Origin of the sequence: Pseudofrankia asymbiotica, assembly GCF_001983105.1 — a bacterium.
Taxonomy (GTDB): domain Bacteria; phylum Actinomycetota; class Actinomycetes; order Frankiales; family Frankiaceae; genus Pseudofrankia; species Pseudofrankia asymbiotica.
In genome coordinates, this window is record NZ_MOMC01000063.1 from 1 (window position 1) to 21,113 (window position 21,113).

At 71.8% G+C, this 21,113-nt stretch carries 16 protein-coding genes; 14 read left to right on the top strand and 2 right to left on the bottom strand.

What is annotated here, in order from left to right; translation table 11 throughout:
- Window positions 1-81 precede the first annotated feature (81 nt).
- From BL253_RS28645 to BL253_RS28695, 11 genes are all read left to right on the top strand, one after another.
- On the top strand, window positions 82-564 hold the full coding sequence (locus BL253_RS28645) for a nitroreductase family deazaflavin-dependent oxidoreductase (RefSeq protein ID WP_081438786.1): 483 nt from the start codon (window positions 82-84) through the stop codon (window positions 562-564).
- Between the two features lie 148 nt (window positions 565-712).
- Entirely contained in the window at window positions 713-1,969 is a 1,257-nt protein-coding gene (locus BL253_RS28650; protein ID WP_076820426.1) for a cytochrome P450, read from the top strand.
- Complete coding sequence (locus BL253_RS43055; RefSeq protein ID WP_081438787.1) at window positions 1,966-2,568, top strand: Zn-ribbon domain-containing OB-fold protein; 603 nt, start codon at window positions 1,966-1,968, stop codon at window positions 2,566-2,568. Before BL253_RS28650 ends, BL253_RS43055 begins: the two co-directional genes overlap by 4 nt.
- A complete protein-coding gene (locus BL253_RS28660; RefSeq protein WP_076820427.1) occupies window positions 2,555-3,715 on the top strand; it encodes a thiolase family protein in 1,161 nt (386 codons plus the stop codon). Before BL253_RS43055 ends, BL253_RS28660 begins: the two co-directional genes overlap by 14 nt.
- A gap of 91 nt (window positions 3,716-3,806) precedes the next feature.
- The gene (locus BL253_RS28665; protein ID WP_076820428.1) at window positions 3,807-4,961 is read left to right on the top strand and encodes an amidohydrolase family protein; all 1,155 of its coding nucleotides are present in this window, start codon (window positions 3,807-3,809) and stop codon (window positions 4,959-4,961) included.
- Between the two features lie 132 nt (window positions 4,962-5,093).
- Complete coding sequence (locus BL253_RS28670) at window positions 5,094-6,308, top strand: CaiB/BaiF CoA transferase family protein (protein ID WP_076820429.1); 1,215 nt, start codon at window positions 5,094-5,096, stop codon at window positions 6,306-6,308.
- A gap of 341 nt (window positions 6,309-6,649) precedes the next feature.
- Window positions 6,650-8,020, top strand: a complete 1,371-nt coding sequence (locus BL253_RS28675; protein WP_076820430.1) for an ABC transporter substrate-binding protein — start codon at window positions 6,650-6,652, stop codon at window positions 8,018-8,020.
- Window positions 8,021-8,245: 225 nt separating this feature from the next.
- Window positions 8,246-9,295, top strand: a complete 1,050-nt coding sequence (locus BL253_RS28680) for a phosphotransferase family protein (protein WP_076820470.1) — start codon at window positions 8,246-8,248, stop codon at window positions 9,293-9,295.
- Between the two features lie 40 nt (window positions 9,296-9,335).
- On the top strand, window positions 9,336-10,460 hold the full coding sequence (locus BL253_RS28685) for an ABC transporter substrate-binding protein (protein WP_076820431.1): 1,125 nt from the start codon (window positions 9,336-9,338) through the stop codon (window positions 10,458-10,460).
- Window positions 10,461-10,560: 100 nt separating this feature from the next.
- Window positions 10,561-11,685, top strand: a complete 1,125-nt coding sequence (locus BL253_RS28690; protein WP_076820432.1) for an NDMA-dependent alcohol dehydrogenase — start codon at window positions 10,561-10,563, stop codon at window positions 11,683-11,685.
- Between the two features lie 176 nt (window positions 11,686-11,861).
- Window positions 11,862-14,783: an FHA domain-containing protein gene (locus BL253_RS28695; protein ID WP_076820433.1), complete on the top strand. Its 2,922-nt coding sequence runs from the start codon at window positions 11,862-11,864 to the stop codon at window positions 14,781-14,783.
- 288 nt (window positions 14,784-15,071) lie between these two features.
- On the opposite strand, the gene BL253_RS39675 is transcribed toward BL253_RS28695, so the two are convergent.
- Window positions 15,072-15,845: a VOC family protein gene (locus tag BL253_RS39675; RefSeq protein WP_241835244.1), complete on the bottom strand. Its 774-nt coding sequence runs from the start codon at window positions 15,843-15,845 to the stop codon at window positions 15,072-15,074.
- A 106-nt stretch (window positions 15,846-15,951) separates the two neighbouring features.
- Window positions 15,952-16,590: a hypothetical protein gene (locus BL253_RS42520; protein WP_158230440.1), complete on the bottom strand. Its 639-nt coding sequence runs from the start codon at window positions 16,588-16,590 to the stop codon at window positions 15,952-15,954.
- Between the two features lie 951 nt (window positions 16,591-17,541).
- Between BL253_RS42520 and BL253_RS44135 the strand changes: the two genes are divergently transcribed.
- From BL253_RS44135 to BL253_RS28725, 3 genes are all read left to right on the top strand, one after another.
- A complete protein-coding gene (locus tag BL253_RS44135; RefSeq protein ID WP_076820434.1) occupies window positions 17,542-18,966 on the top strand; it encodes an ATP-binding protein in 1,425 nt (474 codons plus the stop codon).
- A 177-nt stretch (window positions 18,967-19,143) separates the two neighbouring features.
- Window positions 19,144-19,983: an NAD(P)-dependent oxidoreductase gene (locus tag BL253_RS28720; RefSeq protein WP_076820435.1), complete on the top strand. Its 840-nt coding sequence runs from the start codon at window positions 19,144-19,146 to the stop codon at window positions 19,981-19,983.
- 128 nt (window positions 19,984-20,111) lie between these two features.
- On the top strand, window positions 20,112-20,975 hold the full coding sequence (locus tag BL253_RS28725; protein WP_081438791.1) for an enoyl-CoA hydratase/isomerase family protein: 864 nt from the start codon (window positions 20,112-20,114) through the stop codon (window positions 20,973-20,975).
- Window positions 20,976-21,113: the final 138 nt, after the last annotated feature.

Here is a 21,113-nt window from a genome sequence, read left to right on the forward strand (position 1 = left end):
GCCCCGACCAGGCGTCAGTCCCTCGCTACACAGCCCCACCAGAAACCCCAGGCAGCGCCGATCGCCGGCACCTCAGCAAACTTGCCGGGGCCCTGGGACGCGGGCAAAGGCGAGAGCGAGAGGAATGGCGAGGGCTCGCCAGGCTATGCGCCGCCCGRTCTGACCCTGCTGGGCGAGGAGCACGTCCGGCGTTACCTGGAGACCGGCGGCACCGCCGGGCACACCTGGAACGGCGTCACCTGCCTCGTCCTGTGGACCGTCGGCCGGCGAACCGGTCAGCGCCGCGTGACACCGCTCATCTACGGCCGCGACGGCGACCACTATCTCGTCATCGCCTCCCAGGGCGGGGCGCCCGCCCACCCGGGCTGGTACCACAACATCGTCGCCGAGCCACGGGTCGAGGCGCAGGTGCTGGCGGACCGGTTCCAGGCGCGGGCGCGCACCGCCGAGGGCGAGGAGCGCGAGCGGCTCTGGAAGATCATGGCCGAGCTCTGGCCGAACTACGACGAGTACGCGAGACGCACGTCGCGGCACATTCCCGTCGTCGTCCTGGAGCGCACCTGACACCCGGCACCCGACACCCGACACGTCCTCCGGGCGCGCGAGGCCTCKCCGTCGCCGCCGGCCCGGAGATCGGTATCGGTCGATCTCCGGCAAAACGCCTTCGGCCTGACAGGAACCGGAACTTGACCACGACAAGGGCTGGCATGAGATGAGCGACATCGTGACGCTGGACCCTCGGCGTATCCGCGAGCTGTTCGACCTGCGAAGCGACGTGTACGCGAGCCGCGGYGGTTCCTTCGAGAAGAATCCGTACCCGGACTTCCACCGGCTGCGCGAGACGGGCCCGGTGCACCCCGGCGTCCTCGGGCCGCTCGTCGGCTACCACGGCGAGGGGTTCTTCCAGGGGCTTCCCTTTCCCGAGCTGCCACATTTCTCGGTCTTCGACTACGCCACCTGTCAGGACGTCCTGCGCGACGGCCACACGTTCGTCTCCCGGCCGACGGCCCCCGGCCCCGAGCTCGACATGGCCGACTCGGTCATGCTCTATTTCGACGGCGACCGGCATCGCCGCTACCGGGCGCTGGTCCAGGGGTCGTTCGTGCCCAAGCGCGGCGCCTGGTGGACCGAGCGCTGGATCCGGACAACGGTGCACGCCCTCATCGACACGTTCCAGGGCAACGGGCGGGCGGATCTCAACGTCGAGTTCTGCGCCGCGATCCCCCTGCTGACGATCTGCGGCAGCTTCGGCGTGGGCGTCGAGGACGCGCTGCGCATCCGCGAGGCGGCGACCTCCGCCGGCCGCGACCGGGCCGTGCTCGCCGAGATCCTCCTGCCCATCATCAGCGCGCGGCGTGGCCAGCCCCAGGACGACATCATCAGCGTCCTCGTCCAGGCCGAGATCACCGAGGACGGCGTCCGCCAGGCCCTGTCCGACACCGACATCCTCGGTTTCGCCCTCCTTCTGCTGGCCGCGGGCTCCGGCACGACCTGGAAGCAGATGGGCATCACCCTGCTCGCGCTGCTGACCCACCCGCACTGGCTGGAGGCCGTCCGCGCCGACCGGGCGCTGCTGCGCCCGGCGATCGAGGAGTCCCTGCGCTGGCTGCCCACCGACCCGATGTTCTCCCGCTACGCGGTCCGGGACACCGAGCTCGGCGGGGTCGCGATCCCGGCCGGCTCGGTGGTGCACCTGTGCTTCGCCGCGGCGAACCGCGACCCGGCCCGCTGGGAACGCCCGGACGAGTTCGACCCCTCCCGCCCGCTGGGCGCCCACCTCGGCTTCGGTGGCGGCCCGCACATCTGCCTGGGCATGCATGTCGCTCGCGCGGAGCTCCACACCGCCATCGACGCGCTGCTCGACCGCCTGCCCGGCCTGCGCCTCGACGAGGCCGCCGAGCAGCCACGGATCGTCGGGATGTACGAGCGCGGCCCGACGTCCGTGCCGGTGGTGTGGGAAACCCGATGACCGACGAAACGGTGACCACGGTGACCAACGAAGCCACGACCGAGGAGACTCCGAGGACGCCGACGCTGGTCGTCGAGGCGTTCGACCGGGTGGCGCCGCCGCTGACCGAGCGGACCGCCGCGTTCTGGACCTCCGGCGCGGACGGCGTGCTGCGGATCGCCCGCTGCCACGGCTGCGGTCGCTACCAGCACCCGCCGCGACCAACCTGCCCGGCCTGCCGGGGGCGCGACGTCGGGTTCGCGCCGGTCTCGGGCCGCGGCACGGTGTGGTCGTGGACGCTGAACCGCTACGGCTGGGTGCCGTCGATGCCGCCGCCCTACGTGGTCGCCGACGTCGAACTCGTCGAGCAGCCCGGCCTGCGGCTGCTCACCAACATCCTCGACTGCCCGCCCGACGCGATGCGCGTCGGCCTGCCGGTACGTGTCTGCTTCAGCAAGGCCGGCGACGCGTACGTGCCGCTCTTCCGGCCGGAGGCCGGCATTCTGCGCAGTCGGCCGGAGACCGGACAGCGGCACGGTCGGCCGGAGACCGGACAGCGGCACGGTCGGCCGGAGACCGAGGCCGGGGTGGGGTCAGGGGCCGACGATGGAGCGGGCTGAGAGCCGGGCGGTCATCGGCGGCGTCGGGCGCTCGCGGATCGGGCGGCGGCTTGGGATCGACCCCTGGGTTCTGACCGCGGACGCGGCGCTCGCCGCGCTCGCCGATGCCGGGCTGACCGCCGACGACATCGACGGGGTGTCGACCTATCCGGGGGCGTTCTGGTCGACGCCGGGGATCACCGGTGCCGGTGTCGACGACGTGCGGGCGATGCTCGGGCTGCGGTTGCGCTGGCACGCCGGCGGCGGCGAGGTCGCGGGCCAGCTGGGGTCGGTGGTCAACGCGGTCCTGGCCGTCGCCGCCGGGTTCGCGACCCATGTCCTCTGCTTTCGGACGGTGTGGGAGTCCACCGCGCAGCAGGGTTTCGGGGGCAGGGCCTCGACCTTGCTGGACGGTGGGGGCGCGGACGGCCGGCCGGTCCGGTTCGGGCGGGAGCTCACGCAGTGGACCACCCCGTTCGGGATCGGCTACCCGTGCCATGCCGCGCTGGACATGCGGCGGCGCATGGAGCTGGCCGGGGCGACGCGGGAGCAGTTCGCCCAGGTCGCGCTCGTCAGCCGGCGCCACGCGGCACGCAACGAGTCCGCGGTGTATCGCGAACCGCTCACGCTCGAGACCTACCTGGACGCCCGGATGATCTCCGATCCGGTCTGCATGTACGACTGCGACGTCCCGGTGGACGGCTCGGTGGCGTTCATCGTCTCCCGTGCCACGGACGCGCCCGACCCGGCCCGCGCGGTCACCTTCGAGGGACTGGGCAGCGCCTCCGGCTTCGACGAGGYGGCGGCGATGATGTGGGCGCGTACCGACCTCAAGCCGACGGACGTCGACGTCGCGCAGGTCTACGACGGTTTCACCGTGTACGCGATCCGCTGGCTGGAGGCGCTCGGCTTCTGCGGCGCCTACGAGGGCACGGACTTCGTCGACGGTGGCACCCGGATCGCGGCGGGCGGCGAGCTGCCGCTGAACACCGGCGGCGGGCAACTCTCGGGCGGTCGGATGCACGGGTACGGCGGCCTGCTCGAGGCGTGCCTGCAGCTACGCGGCGAGGCCGGCGCTCACCAGCTGGATTCCGGTCCCCAGGTGGCCGTCGTGACGAGCGGTGCCGAGCAGTTCACCTCCTCGCTGCTCCTCGGCGCGCCCCGATGACCGCCATCCGAACCGCCGCCGTCCCGCCCGCCAGCTCCCGAGCCGCTGCCCAGGCCCTTGCCCGAGCCGTCACCCGACAGGAGGAACGCTGATGTTGCCCGAGTCCACGAAGATCATGTCGGCTGACGATCACATGATCGAGCCGGCGCACCTCTGGGTCGAGCGGGTGCCTGCCCGGTTCCGCGACGCCTGCCCACGCATCGTCGAGGTCGACGGCCGCCAGGCCTGGCTCTACGAGGGTGAGCTCACCTACATCCCGATGGGCTCCTGCCGGGCGCTGCCCGGCTTCTCCGAGTCCGGCTACCCGCCGGCGCCGGGCACCGCCCGCTACGACGAGATCCGGCCCGGCTGCTACGACCCGGACGAGCGGCTGAAGGACATGGACGTCGACGGCGTGTGGGGGCAGCTGTGCTTCCCGAACTACGCCCGCTTCGCCGGCCACCGGTTCTTCCTGAACGTGTCCGACCCGGAGCTGGCGCTCGCCTGCCTGCGCACCTACAACGACTACCTGCTCGACGAATGGTGCGCGGCCGACCGGGACCGGCTCTTCGGCGCGGCGATCCTGCCGCTGCACGACCTCGACGCGGCGGTCGCGGAGCTGAGGCGGGTACTCGCGAAGGGCGCCCGGACGATCGCCTTCTCCGAGAACCCCACCGTGCTCGGCCTGCCGTCGGTGCACACCGACCACTGGGACCCGCTGTGGGCGGTCGCGAACGACGCGGAGATCCCGGTGTGCATGCACATCGGCAGCTCGTCGCGGCTGATGACGACGTCCGCGGACGCTCCGCCGTCGGTGCTGGTCGCGCTCATCGGGGTGAACTCGATGATGACCTGCGTCGACTGGCTTTTCAGCGGGATCCTGGAGCGTTTCCCCCGGCTGAAGGTGATGCTCTCCGAGGGCGGCGCGGGCTGGGTGCCCTACATCCTGGAGCGCGCCGAGAAGGCGTTCCACGACAATCGGATCAGCACGGACGTCACCATCGGCCAGGCGGGTGTGAAGGATTCCCGCCCGCCCCGCGAGGTCTTCGCCCGACACATGTACGCCTGCCTCGTCGACGAGCGGTTCGCGCTGCGGAACCTGGGTGACGTGCCCGTCGACAACCTGCTTTTCGAGGGCGACTACCCGCACGGCGACGGCCTGTGGCCGAACAACCGCGCCTACCTGGAGAAGACGCTGGCCGACGTCCCGGACGGCGACGCACTGAAGATCGCGGAGACGAACCTCCGCGCCCTGCTCCGCGCCTGACGTCCACCTCGACGTCGAGACCTCGTGAAACGGATGCGTCGGGTCCCGCGGATTTCGATCCGCCCCAGCGGATCTAAATCCGCGGGGCTATGCCCAGTGCTATAGACATCTACCCGCCTGTCAGGGAGTGCCATGCCCTACAACCTGCTCGCCGGAGTACGCGTCGTCGAGGCGTCGATGTATGCCTTCGCGCCGTCGGCCGGGGCGGTGCTCGCCGACTGGGGCGCCGACGTCATCAAGGTCGTGCCACCCGGGACGCTGGACCCGATGAACGGAAATCCCGTCGCCGGGCTGCCCGACCGCGAGGTCGGCGTCGCGTTCATGTGGGAGATCACCAATCGGGGAAAGCGGTGTGTCGGCATCGACCAGCGCACCGACGGGGGCCAACGGGTGATGGCCGCGCTGGTCGGTTCGGCCGACGTCTTCATCACCAACCTGCTCCCCAGCGCGCGGCGCCGTTTCCGGGTCGACGTCGGCGACCTCACCGCCGTCAAGCCGGATCTCGTCTACGCCAGGGCCAGCGGGCACGGCCCGCGCGGACCGGAATGCGACGCGGGCGGTTTCGACCACACAGACTTCTGGGCCCGCACCGGCATGGCGCACGCGGCAAGTCAGGTCAGCGACGAGTTCGTGCCGCAGCCGGGCCCGGCGCTCGGCGATCTCGCCTCCGGCGCCTTCCTCGCCGGCGGCATCGCGGCCGCGCTGTTCCGCCGGGAGCGGACCGGCCAGGGCGCGGTGGTCGACGTCTCGCTCCTGTCGTCCGGGATGTGGATGTTCTCGCCCGGCGTCGTCGCGAGCCAGCTGTACGACGTCGACGCGATYCCGCGCAACCGCCACCACCACCTGCCGAACCCTTTCGTCGCCGCCTACCTGACGGGCGACAGCCGGCTCGTCTACCTGTCGGGTATCCAGACGGAGAAGCACGTCGAGGAGTTCTTCCGCGCGGCGGGGCGGGCGGACCTGCTCGCCGACCCGCGGTTCGCGACGGCGGCGGCCCGCGCCGAGAACGCGGCGGCCTGCATCGCGGTCCTCGACGAGATCTTCGCGAGCCGTGACCTGCCGTACTGGGCCGAGCTGCTCGGGCGGCTCGCGACACCGTGGTCGCTGGTGCAGACCGCCAAGGAGGCGGCGAACGACCCCCAGGCCCGGTCGAACAACTTCGTGACGACCGTCCAGAAGGGCTCCCAGCAGTACCCGCTCGTGGCGAGCCCCGCGCAGTTCGACGACACGCCGCCGGCCCTGACGCCGGCCCCGGCGCACGGCGAGCACACCGACGCGGTCCTGCTGGAGCACGGCTTCACCTGGGACGAGATCATGAGTTTCAAGGAATCCGGCGCCGTTCTGTGAAAAAGATCGACGGTCGCCGCCGAAGACACCCACCATTCTCCGTCGCCACCTTCGGGCCGCGCCCATCCGAAACAAGACAGCCAGTCGCGGGAGCGTCGTCCTCGCGAGACGTCACACCCACAGGACCCTGACCCGTCCACATTCCCCCGCCCATATTCCGTTCGGCTCAGGGACTTTCGCGGAACCGGGATCGGCACTGTATTCCAAATTCCTTACCCGTATTCCCATCTCGTCACCATGTCAGGAACCGCGCGGCCTCGGCCGGATCCGCTCGGCTGGCGATTCTCAGCCGGCACGCGTGATCCCATCCGGCCAGGTCGGCGGGACAACGGAGGTTCAACATGCGCAACACCCGAAGACTCGCTCCCACAATCGCCATCGCGGCCCTCTTATTCGCCGCCGCCGCGTGCGGCGGCGGCGATGACGGCGACGGCGACAGCGGCGCGAAGCCCACAGCGTCGGCGCAGGCGGTCAGCCCCGACGCGTTCAAGCCGGGGCCGGACTCGGGCTGGAAGAACAACGGTGTCAGCGTCGACGCGGCCAAGCTCGACTGCACCGCCCCGGGCGGCCAGCCGGCCCGGGGCGTGACCGACACCGAGATCAAGGTCGGCGGCCTGATCAGCCAGTCCAGCACGAGCGGGCCGGTGAACACCGGGATGGACGTCGGCGCGAAGGTCCGGTTCAGCCGCGCGAACGACGAGGGCGGCGTCAACGGACGCAAGGTCACCTACATCGGCACGCGTGACGACGGCTCCGACGCCGCCCGGACGTTGACCCAGGCCGAGTCCCTCGCCGCCGACGGCGTCTTCGCGGCCGTGCCCGCCGTCGTCCGCACCGGCAACTTCCTCGACTCGTTCTGCAAGTCCGGGACGCCGTACTTCGGCTGGGGTGTGGCCGCGCCTTACTGCGACAGCGCCATCGGCTTCGGGGTGACCGGCTGCCTGGTGGCCGAGGCGGACTCGCCGGCACTCACCACGACGTGGGCGATGGCCGCGAGCGGCATTCTCGGCGGCAGCGCGGGCAAGAGCGTGGCATTCGTCGGCGTCGACATCGACTCCGCGAAGAACGGCATCAACCTCGCGGCGAAGGGTGTCAAGGAGGCCGGGTTCTCCGTCCCCTATTCCAAGAACCCGGTGCCGGCCTCCGGGCTCACCGACCCGACGGCGCTCGTCGGCGACCTGATGCGCTCCGACAAGGGTGCCCCGCCGGACCTGATCGTGACGATCGTGGACTTCGCCCCGGCACTCAAGCTCATCGACGCGCTGCGCGCCGCCGGCTACCAGGGCAAGATCCTCACACCGCTCGGCTACGACCCACGGCTGGCCGGTCTCAAGGACCTCGACGGGACCTACACGCTGATCCAGTGGGCACCCGCGGAGAGCGGCTCGGCCGCCGACGACCAGCTCAAGGCGGACTTCGCCAGGTACGCCCCCGACCAGGCGATCGGCCTCACCGCGATGGCCGGCTACTGGACGGCGGACTTCTTCGTCGACGCGCTCAAGAAGACCGGGCGCGACCTCACCCTCGCCAACCTGCTCAAGACGCTGAACGGCGGCGGCTACAGCTACCACGTCCCGGGTGCGGTCGGCGAGACCCAGTGGCCGGTCAACCACAGCACGTCGGCGCCGTGCGCCTCTGTGGTCCAGCTGACCGGCGGCAAGTACGAGCAGACCGTGAAGCTCGCCTGCACGCCGCTCTTCCCGAACAACTGACGGAGAGGACGACATGCTCCCGCAGGTTCCGACCGATATCGCGCCCCGGTCACGCGCGGGTGGCCCGTGGCGCGCGGGCCGGCCGTGGCCCGCGACCGGCGCCGCGTCGTCATCCGCCGGCACCGGAGCCGCGCGGTGACCGCCGCCGGCGACCACGCCACGGGCGCCGAGGACGCCGCGCCCGCGGCCGTGGCCGTGGCCGTGGCAGCCGTGGGCACGGCCACCATGCCCCGGGTGCCCGACACCCTCGAGGAGATGCTGTCGCCGGCCTGGCTGACCGCCGCGCTCGGCAGCCGGTTCCCCGGCATCGCGGTCACGGCGGTCACGCCCGGGCCGGTCATCAGCCGCGTCGCCACGAACGCCCGCTTCCTGATCACCTGCGCGGACGGCACCGCTCCAGCAGGGTTGTCGCCCCATCTGTGTGGCAAGGGCTACTTCACCGACGCCGGCCGTGCCTTCCGGCAGGCTGGCGAACCGGAGGCATGTTTCTATCGGGACGTGGCCGCCGCGGCCGGTGTCCGCACGCTGCGCTCCGTGTACRCCGACTTCGACCCGTCGACCCACTACGGCGTCGTCCTCACCGAGGATGTCGTCCCTGAGGGCGCCGCGTTCCTCGACGCCCTCACCGCCTACACCCCGGACCAGACGGCTGAGAGCCTGACCCAGCTCGCCAGGCTGCACGCCGCGACCTGGTGCGACCCGGCGCTCGCCGACGCCCGCTGGGCCGCGCCCCGGCTGTCGAGCTACCTCGTGCAGCGCGGGGCCGACGAGATCCGGATGAACTACGACGGCCCGATCGGGGCCGGCGTGCCGGCCGAGATCCGCGACGCCGACCGGCTCGTCGCCGCCTACCGGCGGCTGGCCGCCGAGGCCGCCTCCGCCACGCCCTGGTCGCTGGTCCACGGCGACCCGCACGTCGGCAACGTGTACCTGGACGCGGACGGCCGCCCGTCTTTCCTCGACTGGCAGCTGGTGCAGCGCGGGCCGTGGTACCTCGACGTCGGCTATCACATCGCGTCCGCGCTGACGATCGATGACCGGCGCCGCACCGAGCGGGACCTGGTGGGTCACTACCTGGACGAGCTGCGCGCCGGCGGCGTCGACGCGCCGTCCCCGGACGAGGCCTGGCTCGGCGTGCGCCGCGGCTTCGTCCACGGCCTGTTCCTGTGGGGCATCACGCTGAAGGTCGATCCGGCGATCACCGGCACGCTGCTGGCCCGCCTCGGGACCGCGGCGGCCGACCACGACGCCCTCGACGCCCTCGACGTCTGCTGAGCGACCACGGCGGCGGCAGCCACAACGACAAGGAGTAGCGATGACGACCACGAACGCGGCGACGCCCTCGATCGAGGACCGCTGGCTGCGGCTGGCCCCCATAAAGATCGGCTGGCTGGGCATGGAATGGGAGCGCTTCGAGCGTGAGATCCGGATGGCGTTCGACGAGGGGATCGAGCGCGGCGTGCTCGACCGCCGCTACGAGTTCCTGTTCGAGCAGGACGCCGGCCTGCCCCAGGGGACGGCGAAGGGCGGTGTCGACGCGTTCCACCGGCTCGTCGACGCCGGCTGCCTGGCCATCGGCGGCGCCAACTACACCGACTCGGCGATAGCGCTCGCGGACCACGCGAACGCCGCCCAGGTGCCGCTGGTCAGCATGTGCGGGACCGATATGTTCCACGGCGAGTACTGCTTCCGCCTGGGCAACGGCGACGTCGGCATCGACCCGGGCCTGATGGTCAACTGGCTCAAGCGCCAGGGTCACAAGCGGGTCGCCGTCGTCGCCCCGTGGTCGCCGATCTCCGAGGAGTACTTCCGCTTCTTCCTGCAGGAATGCCGGCGCTTGAAGATCTCGATCGCCGCGGTCGAGCACATCACCAACACCACGACCGTCGACGAGCTGGCGGCGAAGTTCGACGTGCTGCGGGCGGCGAACGCGGACGCCCTGGCCTGGCTGGGCTACGGCGGTCTCGTCGTCTCCGGGGCGGTGCGGTCCGCGCTGGAGAAGGTCGACTGGGACCCGCCGCGGATCATGACCACGGCGTTCATGCAGTACATCTGGGGCTTCGAGCAGCTCGAGGGCTGGGTCGGCATCGACCAGTGGTGCCCCCAGAACCCGCGGATGCACACGTTCCACCAGCGGTTCGTCGCCCGCTACGGCGAGGACCCGTGGATGTGGCCGAACGCCATTCCGGGCCTCGCCTACGACATCGCCGCGACGATCGTCGAGGGGCTGCACCGCGCGACCGTTCTCACCGGCCCGGGCGTGAAGCAGGGCATCGAGCGGATCCGGTTCATGCCGGCGGTCACCGGCGGCCCGAACACCCACATCGCCGGCGGTCCGTTCGACCACCAGCTGTTCAAGGGTGACTGGCTGCACTACGGCCGGGTCCGCGACGGGAAGCTCGAGTTCGAGGGCCTCTTCGAACCGACCGACGACTACTGAGCACCGCACCGGGCGCGGCCGGGAACCGGCGACCGGCCGCCCGGAGACAGACGAACCCGCGGGCGGGAAACGGGCGGAAGCGGAAAGGGAGGGAGTCACCGTGCGGACGAGAGCGGCTGTGCTGTTCGACCAGCCGGGCAAGTGGGAGACCACCGAGGTGGAGCTCGAGCCGCCGCGGCAGGACGAGCTGCTGATCCGGATGGCGGCGGCGGGCCTGTGCCATTCGGACGACCACATCGGGACCGGCGACCTGCCGGTCGCGGAGGGGTCGCTGCCGATGGCGGGCGGCCACGAGGGCGCCGGCGTCGTCGAGGCGGTCGGCCCGCACACGCCGGGGTGGCGGGTCGGTGACCGCGTCGTCCTGTCGTTCCTGCCGATGTGCGGGCTGTGCCGGTGGTGTGCCTCCGGGTTGCAGAACCTCTGCGACAACGGCTCCCGGGTGCTGTCCGGGGTGCGCGCCGATGGCAGCCGCCGCATGCGGATCGACGGCCGTGCCGTGAGCCAGGCCGCCGGTGTCTCGACGTTCAGCGAGTTCACCACGGTTTCGGTGCAGTCGGCGGTGCGCTGCCCGGACGACGTCCCGCTGGAGGCCGCCTGCCTGACCAGCTGCGGGGTGAGCACCGGATGGGGCGCGGCCGTCCGCTCCGCCGAGGTGAAGCCGGGTGACGTCGTCATCGTGATGGGCGTCGGCGGCATCGGCATGAACGCGGTGCAGGGAGCGGCCCACGCGGACGCCTCGGTCGTCATCGCCGTCGACCCGGTCGAGATGAAGCGGACGGCGGCGCTCACGTTCGGGGCGACGCACGCGGTCGCCGCCATGGCCGAGGCGACCGACCTCGCGCGAGGCTTCACGAACGGTCAGGGCGCGGACTCCGCGATCCTCTGCGTGGGCGTGACCAGGCCTGAGCACGTCGGCGAGGGCCTGGAGGCGATTCGCAAGGCCGGGACGTGCGTGCTGGTCGGGATGGGCCGCGCCGCCGACGACGTCGGCCTGCCGGTGTCGATCCGGCACATCGTGCTGTACCAGAAGCGGATCCAGGGCTCGCTGTTCGGCGCCGCCAGCCCGTCGAAGGACATCCCGGCGATGCTCGCCCTCTACCGGCAGGGTCGGCTGAAGCTCGACGAACTCATCACCAACCGTTATACCTTGGACACCATCAACGACGGCTATGCCGATCTGCGCGCGGGCCGTAATCTGCGAGGAGTGATCACCTTCGGAGCCTGACCCTCGGCCAGGCCGGGGAGTCCGGGAGTCCCAGGGAGTCCGGAAGTCCGGGAAAGTCGTTGTCCCGTGAACGACACCCGCGTGGAAACTCCGGGGAAGGTCGCCTTTCTACCGTCCCGTCGACCAGACGAACCCATCGGTGCTGCCGCCGGCGGGCGTTTCTCGATGGGGGCGCGATGGCGACCACGCTGAGTATCCGTAGCGGRCCGAACGTGGTGGTGCTGCCTCCCGACCGGCCATTCGTGGTGGGCCGCTCCGTCGCGTCGGACCTCGTCCTGGCCGACAGCCGCGTGTCGCGGCGCCACCTGTTGATCGAACCGGCGCACGACGGCTGGGCCGTCGTCGACCTCAGCAGCAACGGCACCTGGCACGACGGGAAGCGGGTACGCAGGGTCGAGCTGCGAGGGGAGGTCAGCCTGCGGCTCGGCACGGCGGACGGGCCGGAGGTCACCCTGCTCCCGGAACCGGTCCCCGGCCGGGACGGACCGCGGGCCGGGCGGAGATCACCCGCGGCCCGCCTCACGGTGGAGCCACCCGACCTGCCGCTCCCCCAGGTCCCTGAGGCGCCGCCCGTCGCGAGCCGCTTTCCCCCGACGGCGCCACGCGGCGGGCCCCGGGCCGGGCCGCGGGCCGGGCCCCCGCCGCGCGTCGGCGTCGGCGGGCTGACCGCCGGGCCGGGAGCGGCCACCGTCCCCACCCCGCCCACCGAACGGGTGCCCATCACGTCGATCCCGCCGGCTTCGGCCATCCGGAGAGCCGCCCCGCCCGCTCCCGTCGTCGCCGAGCCCGCCCAGGATGTCGTCGCCACCGATGGGGGCGACGAGGTCAGCAGTCGCGACGACAGCGACAGCGCGGACCAGAGCGCCGACCCGGGGCTGAACCTCGCCGACGCCGAGGACAGCCTCGAGGGGGACGCCATCGAGGCACTGATCGAGGCGGAGGCCAAGGCCGCCGCCGGGGCGGACTTCGACGAGCCCGACGATCCCGCGGACAGCCACCACACGCTGCGTACCCTGATGCGCGACGACCTGGACCGGCTGGCCGGCCCGCTGCTGCCGCGCCCCGGCCGAGGCGGGCCCGAGGCCGCCGGGCCGGGCGAGGGGCGCGTCCACCGGCTCACCCAGGGCGCGACGTCGATCGGGCGGGCCCTGGACAACGACATCGTGGTCGGTGACCTGCTGGCCTCCCGGCAGCACGCGGAGGTGCTCGTCGGCCGCGGCGGCGTCGAGGTCGTCGACCTCGGCTCGGCGAACGGCACCTTCGTCAACGGCCAGCGGGTCGAGCGCAGGCTGCTCGCCCTCGGCGACGTCGTCGCCATCGGCCACCACATCCTGCGCGCCGGCGACGGCGAGCTCGTCGAGTACCTCGACACCGGCGACGTGGCGTTCGAGGTCGACGACCTGAGCGTCGACGTCGGTGACACGCGGCTGTTGCACGACGTCTCGTTCCGGCTGCCGGGCCGCTCGCTGCTCGCCGTCATCGGGCCCAGCGGCGCGGGGAAGTCGACGCTGCTCGGCGCGCTCACGGGGTTCCGCCCGGCGAACCTCGGCGCGGTGCGCTACGGCGGTCGTGACCTGTACGACGAGTACGACGAGCTGCGCCGCCGGATCGGCTGCGTACCGCAGGACGACATCCTGCACACCTCGCTGACGGTCCGCCAGGCGCTCGAATACGGCGCGCAGCTGCGTTTCCCCGCCGAGACCACAAGACAGGAACGCGGCGCCCGGGTCGACGCGGTGCTGGCCGAGCTCGGCCTGACCGGCGGGCTCGCCGACCGGCAGGTGGCCAAGCTGTCGGGCGGCCAGCGCAAGCGCACCAGCGTCGCCCTCGAACTACTCACCCAACCGACCCTGCTCTACCTCGACGAACCAACCTCAGGCCTCGACCCCGGCCTCGACAAGGAGGTGATGGAGTCGCTGCGCCGGCTCGCCGACGGCGGCCGAACCGTCGTCGTCGTCACCCACAGCGTCGCCCAACTCGAACTCTGCGACTACGTCCTCGTCCTCGCCAAAGGCGGCCACGTCGCCTACTTCGGCCCACCACAACACGCCCTGCCGTTCCTCGGCGAGGCGGACTGGGCGGACGCCTTCCGCGCCCTGCAGACGACCGAGGGCTCGACGGACGTCGTGCGCCGCTACCGCGCGTCCAGCCATTTCATCCAGGGCGCGACGGTCGTACCGACCGCGCGGCCACGGCCCGTCGCGCTGCCGAGCATCCGTCAGCAGTCGGTGTTCTGCCAGCTGAACACGCTGTCACGCCGCTACCTGCGGGTGATCGCCTCCGACCGGTCCTACCTGCGGCTCGTCATCGCCTACCCGTTCGTACTCGGTCTGATCCCGCGGGTGATGGACGCGCCGTTCGGGCTCACGGCTAGGCCGACCGGCATGCCGAACCGACAGGTGGAGCCGATCCTCCTGGTCCTCGTCCTGTGTATCTGCTTCATGGGCGCCGCCAACGCGGTCCGGGAAATCGTCAAGGAACGCGAGATCTACCGCCGAGAGCGCGGGATCGGCCTGTCCACCACCGCCTACCTCGGCTCCAAGATCTGTGTGCTAGCACTCGTCACGGCCGTGCAGAGCGCCATCGTGACGGCGATCGGACTGGCCGGTCGCACGTCGCCGGACGGTGTGGTGTCCGGCTATCCGTTGCTCGAGCTGCTCGTGGTGGTGACGGCGACCGCGCTCGCGTCGACGATGCTCGGCCTGATGATCTCGGCGCTCGTCGACGACGCCGACAAGACGATGCCGCTGCTGGTGCTGGTGTCGATGGCGCAGATCGTCTTCGCCGGCGTGCTGATGCGCGTCACTGGCCGGATCGGGCTGGAACAGGTCAGTTACGTGTTCCCCGCCCGCTGGGGCTTCGCCGGGCTCGCGTCGGCGACGGACCTCGTCGACGTCGAGAAGCTGGACGACCCCCGGTTCAACCCGGAGTCCGTCCTCGACCCGCTGTGGCAGCACACGCCCACGGCGTTCCTGGTCGCTCTCGGCGGCACCGTGGCCCTCGGCGTCGTCTACGCGGTCATCACCGCCCTGCTGCTGCGGCGCCTGGACCCTCGCATCCTGCGCCGCGCCACGCCACGCGCCGCCCGCCGGCGCTAACCGACGCACCACAGGACCACCGCACCAGCCCACATGACCAGGTGGTCAAGCCCACGGCTTGATCGCTGTTCGCCCAACGAGCGAACCCACCGCTTCTACCGTCGTCACGGTTTCCAGGACGAGACCTCCGTCTGGATGACCCGCGACCTCTGACGCTCYGGAGACCATTTCACGGACGCGCGTCCTCAGTGCACCACGAGGCGACGAACCAGCCGGATCACGATCGCCGCCGCGGGCCACGTCAGCCCACGGAGTCACGGGCGGGCGATGTGGGGCCGRCATGGACGCTCAGCTTGGCTCATGGTCTTCGCCGTCCGGGCTGGCGATCACGACGGTGTAGCCGTCGGGATCCTTCAGCCAGATCTCGCGGTGCCCCGGGCCGTTTCCCTCCCCACTGGGCGGGTTGCGCATGGGCGGGTGCACCACCGCCGCGCCGAGCCGCCCGGCCCGCTCGACGGCGCCGTCGAAGTCGGCGACGTCGCCGAACCACAGCACCGCGCCGTTGCCGAACCGCTGGTCCGGGTCGGCGAGCTGGCCGTGGCCGTGCTCGACGTCCCAGCGGTGCAGTTGTAGGACGAGCGTGCCGTCGGCGGTGACGAGCCGCTCGTAGTCCTTGCCGCCGTGGTCGGAGCGCAGTCCGAGCAGCTCCTGGTACCAGCGACTGGACGCCTCGACGTCGCGCGCGACGACCAGCGGCTGCGGCCGCGGCGGCCCGGCCGGCACCGCGATGCCCAGCCGGTTGCCGGCCGGGTCGCTGACCTGGATCAGGTAGCGGACGCCACCCTGCCGCCGCGGCCGCCCGAGTACCCGGCCGCCACGCAGCTCGACCAGGCGCAGCGCCTTGGAGAGGTCGTCGGCCAGCAGCCACAGCAACGGCCCGCCGGGCCCGACCGGCAGCTCGGTGGTCAGCTGGCCGATGAGGCCCAGCGCGCGGAAGCCGACCGCGCCCGCGCCCTGGCCAGGCTCGTCGACCTCCCAGCCGAACACGTCCCGGTAGAACGCGGCGGCGGCAGACAGGTCGACCGCCGGAATCCACAGGTAACCGACCGGACTTCCCGTCACGCCAACCCCCCGGAGATCGGTGTTGTGCCGTGCCATGGTGTCAGCGGGGCCAGATCGTGACCACCGGAGGGCGCGAACACCGATCAGGTCGCCGGGTGACGGTGCGTCAGCCCTGTCTGGTGAGGGTCGCGTCGCCGGTGCCGTAGCCGACGTCGTCGAAGTGGTAGGTCAGGCTGTCGTTCCCGCCGAGTGTGAGGAACAGCGTCGTGTCGAAGCAGTGGGTCATACCGGCGGTGATGTGCTCGAACACCTCTACCGTCGTCCCGACGACGTTGAGCGTCAGGTCGCCGGAACAGGGACTCGTCGGGTAGCTCGAGGTGCCGACGACGCTGCCGGTGGCCCCGCCTGTCAGGGTGATGGTGACAGCGTAAGAAGTGCTGTTGCTCTGGGTGGACCGCTGCACCACGGTGCCGGACCAGGTGCCCCGCATGCCCGCCGGAAGCTGCCCCGCTCCGGCTGACGGCACGAGGCTCGGAGCGGGGGTTCCCGGCGCCGACGGCGCTCCCGGCGCCGGCGAGCCGGCGGCACCGGCCGGAACCGGGTACCGGGTGGCGAACTCCTTGGCCGTCTTCCCGCGGCTGGGGTAGACCGGCGCGAGCGCCGTCAGGACGACCGCGGTGAGGATCAGCACGCAGGACACGCCGACGATGATCTGGTCGAACACCGGCAGCGTCTGGATTCCCCGGCCGCGCTCCGGCGACGGCACGGGCCCCTGCGCCGGCCCGAAGCCCTGGGCAGGCGCCATCCGCGGCGGACCGGCGACGGGCACCGGCCCGGTCGGCGGGCCGGGTGTCATCGGGGGCGCGGGTGGCTGGGCCCACGGCTGGAACGGCGGCGGCGCCCCGGGCGCGGGCGGCGGCGCGGCCGGCGACGCCGGCCACGATGTAGCCGGCGCGGCCGGGTTCGCCGGCCACGATGTAGCCGGCGCGGCCGGGTTCGCCGGCCACGGGGTCGCGGGAGCAGACGGGGCCGCCGGGGCAGCCGCCGGCCCTGGCCATGGCGTCGCCGGCGCGGCCGGCGGCGCCGGCCACGATGTCGCCGGGGCAGCCGGGGCAGCCGGGGCAGCCGGCCACGGGGTCGCGGGAGCAGAAGGGGCAGACGGCCACGGGGTCGCGGGAGCAGCCGGTGTCGTCGGATCGGTCGCCGACGCGGGCCATGGCGTCGCTGCCGCCCGTTCCTGTCCGGGCCATGGCGTTGGCGGCGGCTGGGCCGTCGACGGTGGTGGCGCGGCCGGCGGCGGCAACACGACAGTCACGTCGTCGTCGAACTCGTCATCCGCTTCGGGCGGCGGAGATGACCGCGGCCACTCCGGCTGCTCCGGGGGCTGCGGGTGTGATTCAGAGTGAGGCCAGTTGGGCTCGGACACGGCGCACCTGTCGATCGACGTCTCGGCAAGTCCATCATCGGCTGTGCGGGCGGTCCAGGGAAATGGCGAAACGGCGACGAACCATCCCAATCGGACGGGCCGGCGGCGCCGAGCCGGACGGGCGGCGCGGCGGGTGTCACTGGCGGTGGGCACCTCGGTGCCATCCGAAGCGCCCCACTATGATCGGGCCGATCCGCGCCGGATTCGCGCGGGTTCGGTGGATATTTCGYCACCCCTCGTTGTCGCGGCCGTCTGGTTCCCAGCCAAGAGGCCGAAGGGGCGGCACAACCGACGGCGGGAGAAATGCGTAGCGTGGCCCAGCGAAGACGCATGACTCAGACGCAGGAACCGGTCGCCACGCAGGCCGAGGACGAACAGTTATCGGCCGACGCGGAGCGACGCCGGCTCGAGGTGCGGTCGCGGGAGGCGCGGCGGCACGAGGCACGGCGGCTGGAAAGCCTCGGCAAGCTCGCCGGCGGAATTGCGCATGACTTCAACAACCTCCTCGCCGTTGTCACGAACTACGCCTCGTTCGTCACCGAGGAGATCGCCGCGGTCGCCGCCGAATCCGGCGACGACCGGTGGAAGTCCGTTCTCAACGACATCGGGCAGATCCAGCGCGCGGCCGAGCGCGCGACCGCCCTGACTCGCCAGCTGCTCGCGTTCGGCCGCCGCGAGGCCATAAAGCCGCGGGTGCTGAGCCTCAACCAGGTGGTCGCCGGCCTGGAGCAGGCGCTGCGCGACATGGTCGGCGAACAGGTGCGGCTGACGATCTCGCTGCACCCCGACGCGGGATCGGTGTTCGCCGACCATGACCAGCTGGAGCAGGTGCTCGTCAACCTGGTGGCGAACGCGCGCGAGGCGATGCCCGACGGCGGGGTGCTCAGCATCGACACGGCGAATGTGGACCTCGACGAGGACGCCGTGGCCGCCCGGGTCGGCCTGCGGCCGGGGCCGCACGCCCGGCTGCGGGTCAGCGACAACGGTGTCGGCATTCCGGAGGATGCTCTCGGTCTGGTCTTCGAGCCGTTCTTCACCACCAAGGTGAAGGGTGAAGGCTCCGGCCTCGGGCTCGCGACCGTCTACGGCGTCATCAGCCAGTTCGGCGGGCACACCGAGGTCGCCTCCGAGGAGGGGCTCGGGACGACCGTCACCTGCCTGCTGCCCGAGGCGGACTCCGAGGCGGCCGAGACCGGCCCGCTCGTGGCGGTGCTGGAGAGCACCGTGCCGGTGCTGATGAGCACGGCGACTGCCCCGAAGAGCGCGGAGACCGCCCCGAAGACCCCGAAGAGCACGGAGACAGCCTCCAAGAGCACGGAGACGGCGCCAGAGAGGACAGCGACGGCGACGGAAAGCCCGGACGGCCACGCGGGTGGTGGCGAGACGATCCTGCTCGTCGAGGACGAGGACGCGATGCGCGAGGTGACGCAGCGCATCCTGGCCCGCAACGGATACCAGGTGCTGACCGCCGCCGGGGCCGCCGAGGCGATCGCCCTGGTCGGCGGCGGGGACGAGGCACGGGATGACATCGACCTGCTGATCACCGACGTGATCATGCCGGGTATGCACGGCGGCGAGCTGGCCGGCCTCATCCGCGCGCTGCTGCCGACGGTCCGCGTCGTCTACATATCCGGCTACGCCCACCCCGTGCTGGCCTCGCGCGGGCGGCTCGACGCGGACGTCATCCTGCTGAAGAAGCCGTTCACCGAAGGCGTCCTGCTCGAGACCGTCCGCCGGATCCTCAGCGGCGGCTGACCGCCAGGCGGCCGGACCGCCGGGCGGCCGGACCGCCACCGACCCGCTGATGAAGCCGTCACGGCGCGACCATCGGATGCGCGACGAGGCGCGGGAGAGGTAGGCAGGCTCAGGAGAGCGCGCGCCGTGGCGAGCCGACGGGCGCGGAGCTCGGCGAACAGCTCCAGGACCGAAAGGATGTGGCCGGTGACGAGGGTCGGGTTTGTCGGGCTGGGCAGCCAGGGCGGGCCGATGGCACGGCGCATCGTGGACGGGGGCTTCCCGCTGACCGTCTGGGCCAGGCGTGCGTCGTCCGTGGAGCCGTTCGCGGGCACGGCGACCACGGTGGCGGGGACGCCGGCCGAGCTGGGTGCGGCGAGCGACGTCGTCGGGATCTGCGTGGTCTCGGACGACGACGTCACCGACGTGCTGCTGCGCCCGGACGGGGTGCTCGCGGGCATGGCGCCGAGCGGACTGATCATGATCCACTCGACGGTCCATCCGGTCACCTGCCAGCGGATCGCCGAGACCGCCGCCGCCCGCGGCGTCGCGGTCATCGACGCGCCGGTCAGCGGTGGGGGCCCCGCCGCGGCCGAGCGACGGCTGCTCGTCATGGCCGGCGGCGCCGACGAGGACGTCGCGCGCGCCCGCCCGGTGCTGGAGACGTTCGCGAACCCGCTCCTGCACCTGGGCCCGCTCGGCGCCGGGCAGGTGGCCAAGCTGCTGAACAACTTCGTGTTCACCGCGCAGGTGGGCCTGGCGCTCGACACGTTCGCGTTCGCCGACCGCCTCGGGATCGACCGTGCCGCCGCGGCGGCCGTGCTGGCGAGCGGCACCGGCGGGTCACGGGCCGCGGCGATCCTCGCCGCGTCCGGCTTCAACACCACCGGGCTGCGTGGGGCCGAGCCGCTGCTGCGCAAGGACGTCCGGCTCACCCTCGAGGTCGCCGCCGCCCGCGGGGCGGACGCGCCCGCGGCGGTCACGGCACTGGCTCAGGACACGCTCACGACCCTGGCGGGCCCAGTCTCGGCGAGTTAGCCGCCGGTCACGGCCGGTCCGACATCGGGCTACTTTGTATACCGAATACTTGATGCGATGCGGGCCGGCGCGCTACGAAACCCATGGGGCGTCCAGCCCGTCATCACCGAGTGCCGCCAGGGAGAACCGTGAGCCGCCAGGACAGCCAGACCCAGGACCAGCCCACGCCCGGCGAGGAGGRGGACGCCCGGCTTACGGAGCAGGACGGCATTCTCACCCTGACCATCGACCGGCAGCGCAAGCGCAACGCGATCAGCACGCGGGTCACCGAGCTGCTGTGGCGGGCCGGGGACATGCTCGCGGACCGTGACGACCTGCGCTGCCTGGTCATCACCGGGGTCGGCCCGTACTTCACCGCCGGCATGGACCTGTCCCAGCCGGTGGGCAACCGCCCGGGGAATCCGGACACCCAGCACCAGCACCCGGGCTGGAACCTCCGGCGCGACTACCGCAGTCACCACCTGCTCTACGACGAGTTCGAGGCGATCGAGAAGCCCATCATCGTGGCCGCGAACGGGATCTGCCTTGGCGCCGGCGTGGAGATGGCGGTGTCCTGCGACTTCCGGTTCTGCACGCCGCAGGCAGAGTTCGGCGTCCCCGAGGTGCACATCGGGACCATCGCCGGCAGCGGCGGCACCAGCCGGCTGACCAGGCTGGTCGGCCCCGGGTGGGGAAAGTGGATGGCGATGGCCGGCAAGYGGGTCGGCGCCGAGCAGGCCAAGCAGATCGGCCTGGTGCACGACGTCTTCCCGGCCGAGACGTTCATGGAGGACGTCTACGCGTTCTGCCGGGAGCTGACGTCGATCCCGGCCGAGGTTCTCGGGGTGGCCAAGCTGGTCGTCGACATGTACGCCGACGTGCATGACCGCACGGTCCAGCGCCACATCGATCGCCTGGCGGTCACGAGCCTGTCGTACTCACCCGACTTCCTGAACCGCGCCGCCAAGTTCGGCTTCAAGCCGAGGTACGCCGTCCCGTCCTGGGAGCGCTGACTCCCCGTTTCGGCCGCGCGCTCGACCGTGGGGCTACCGCACGGCCGATCACGCGTCGCATATCCGACATCTCGCCGCTCATTTCGTACAGCCCTGTCCGCGGGTCTCGTTCTCCTAATAGCCTTCCTAACCGATAAC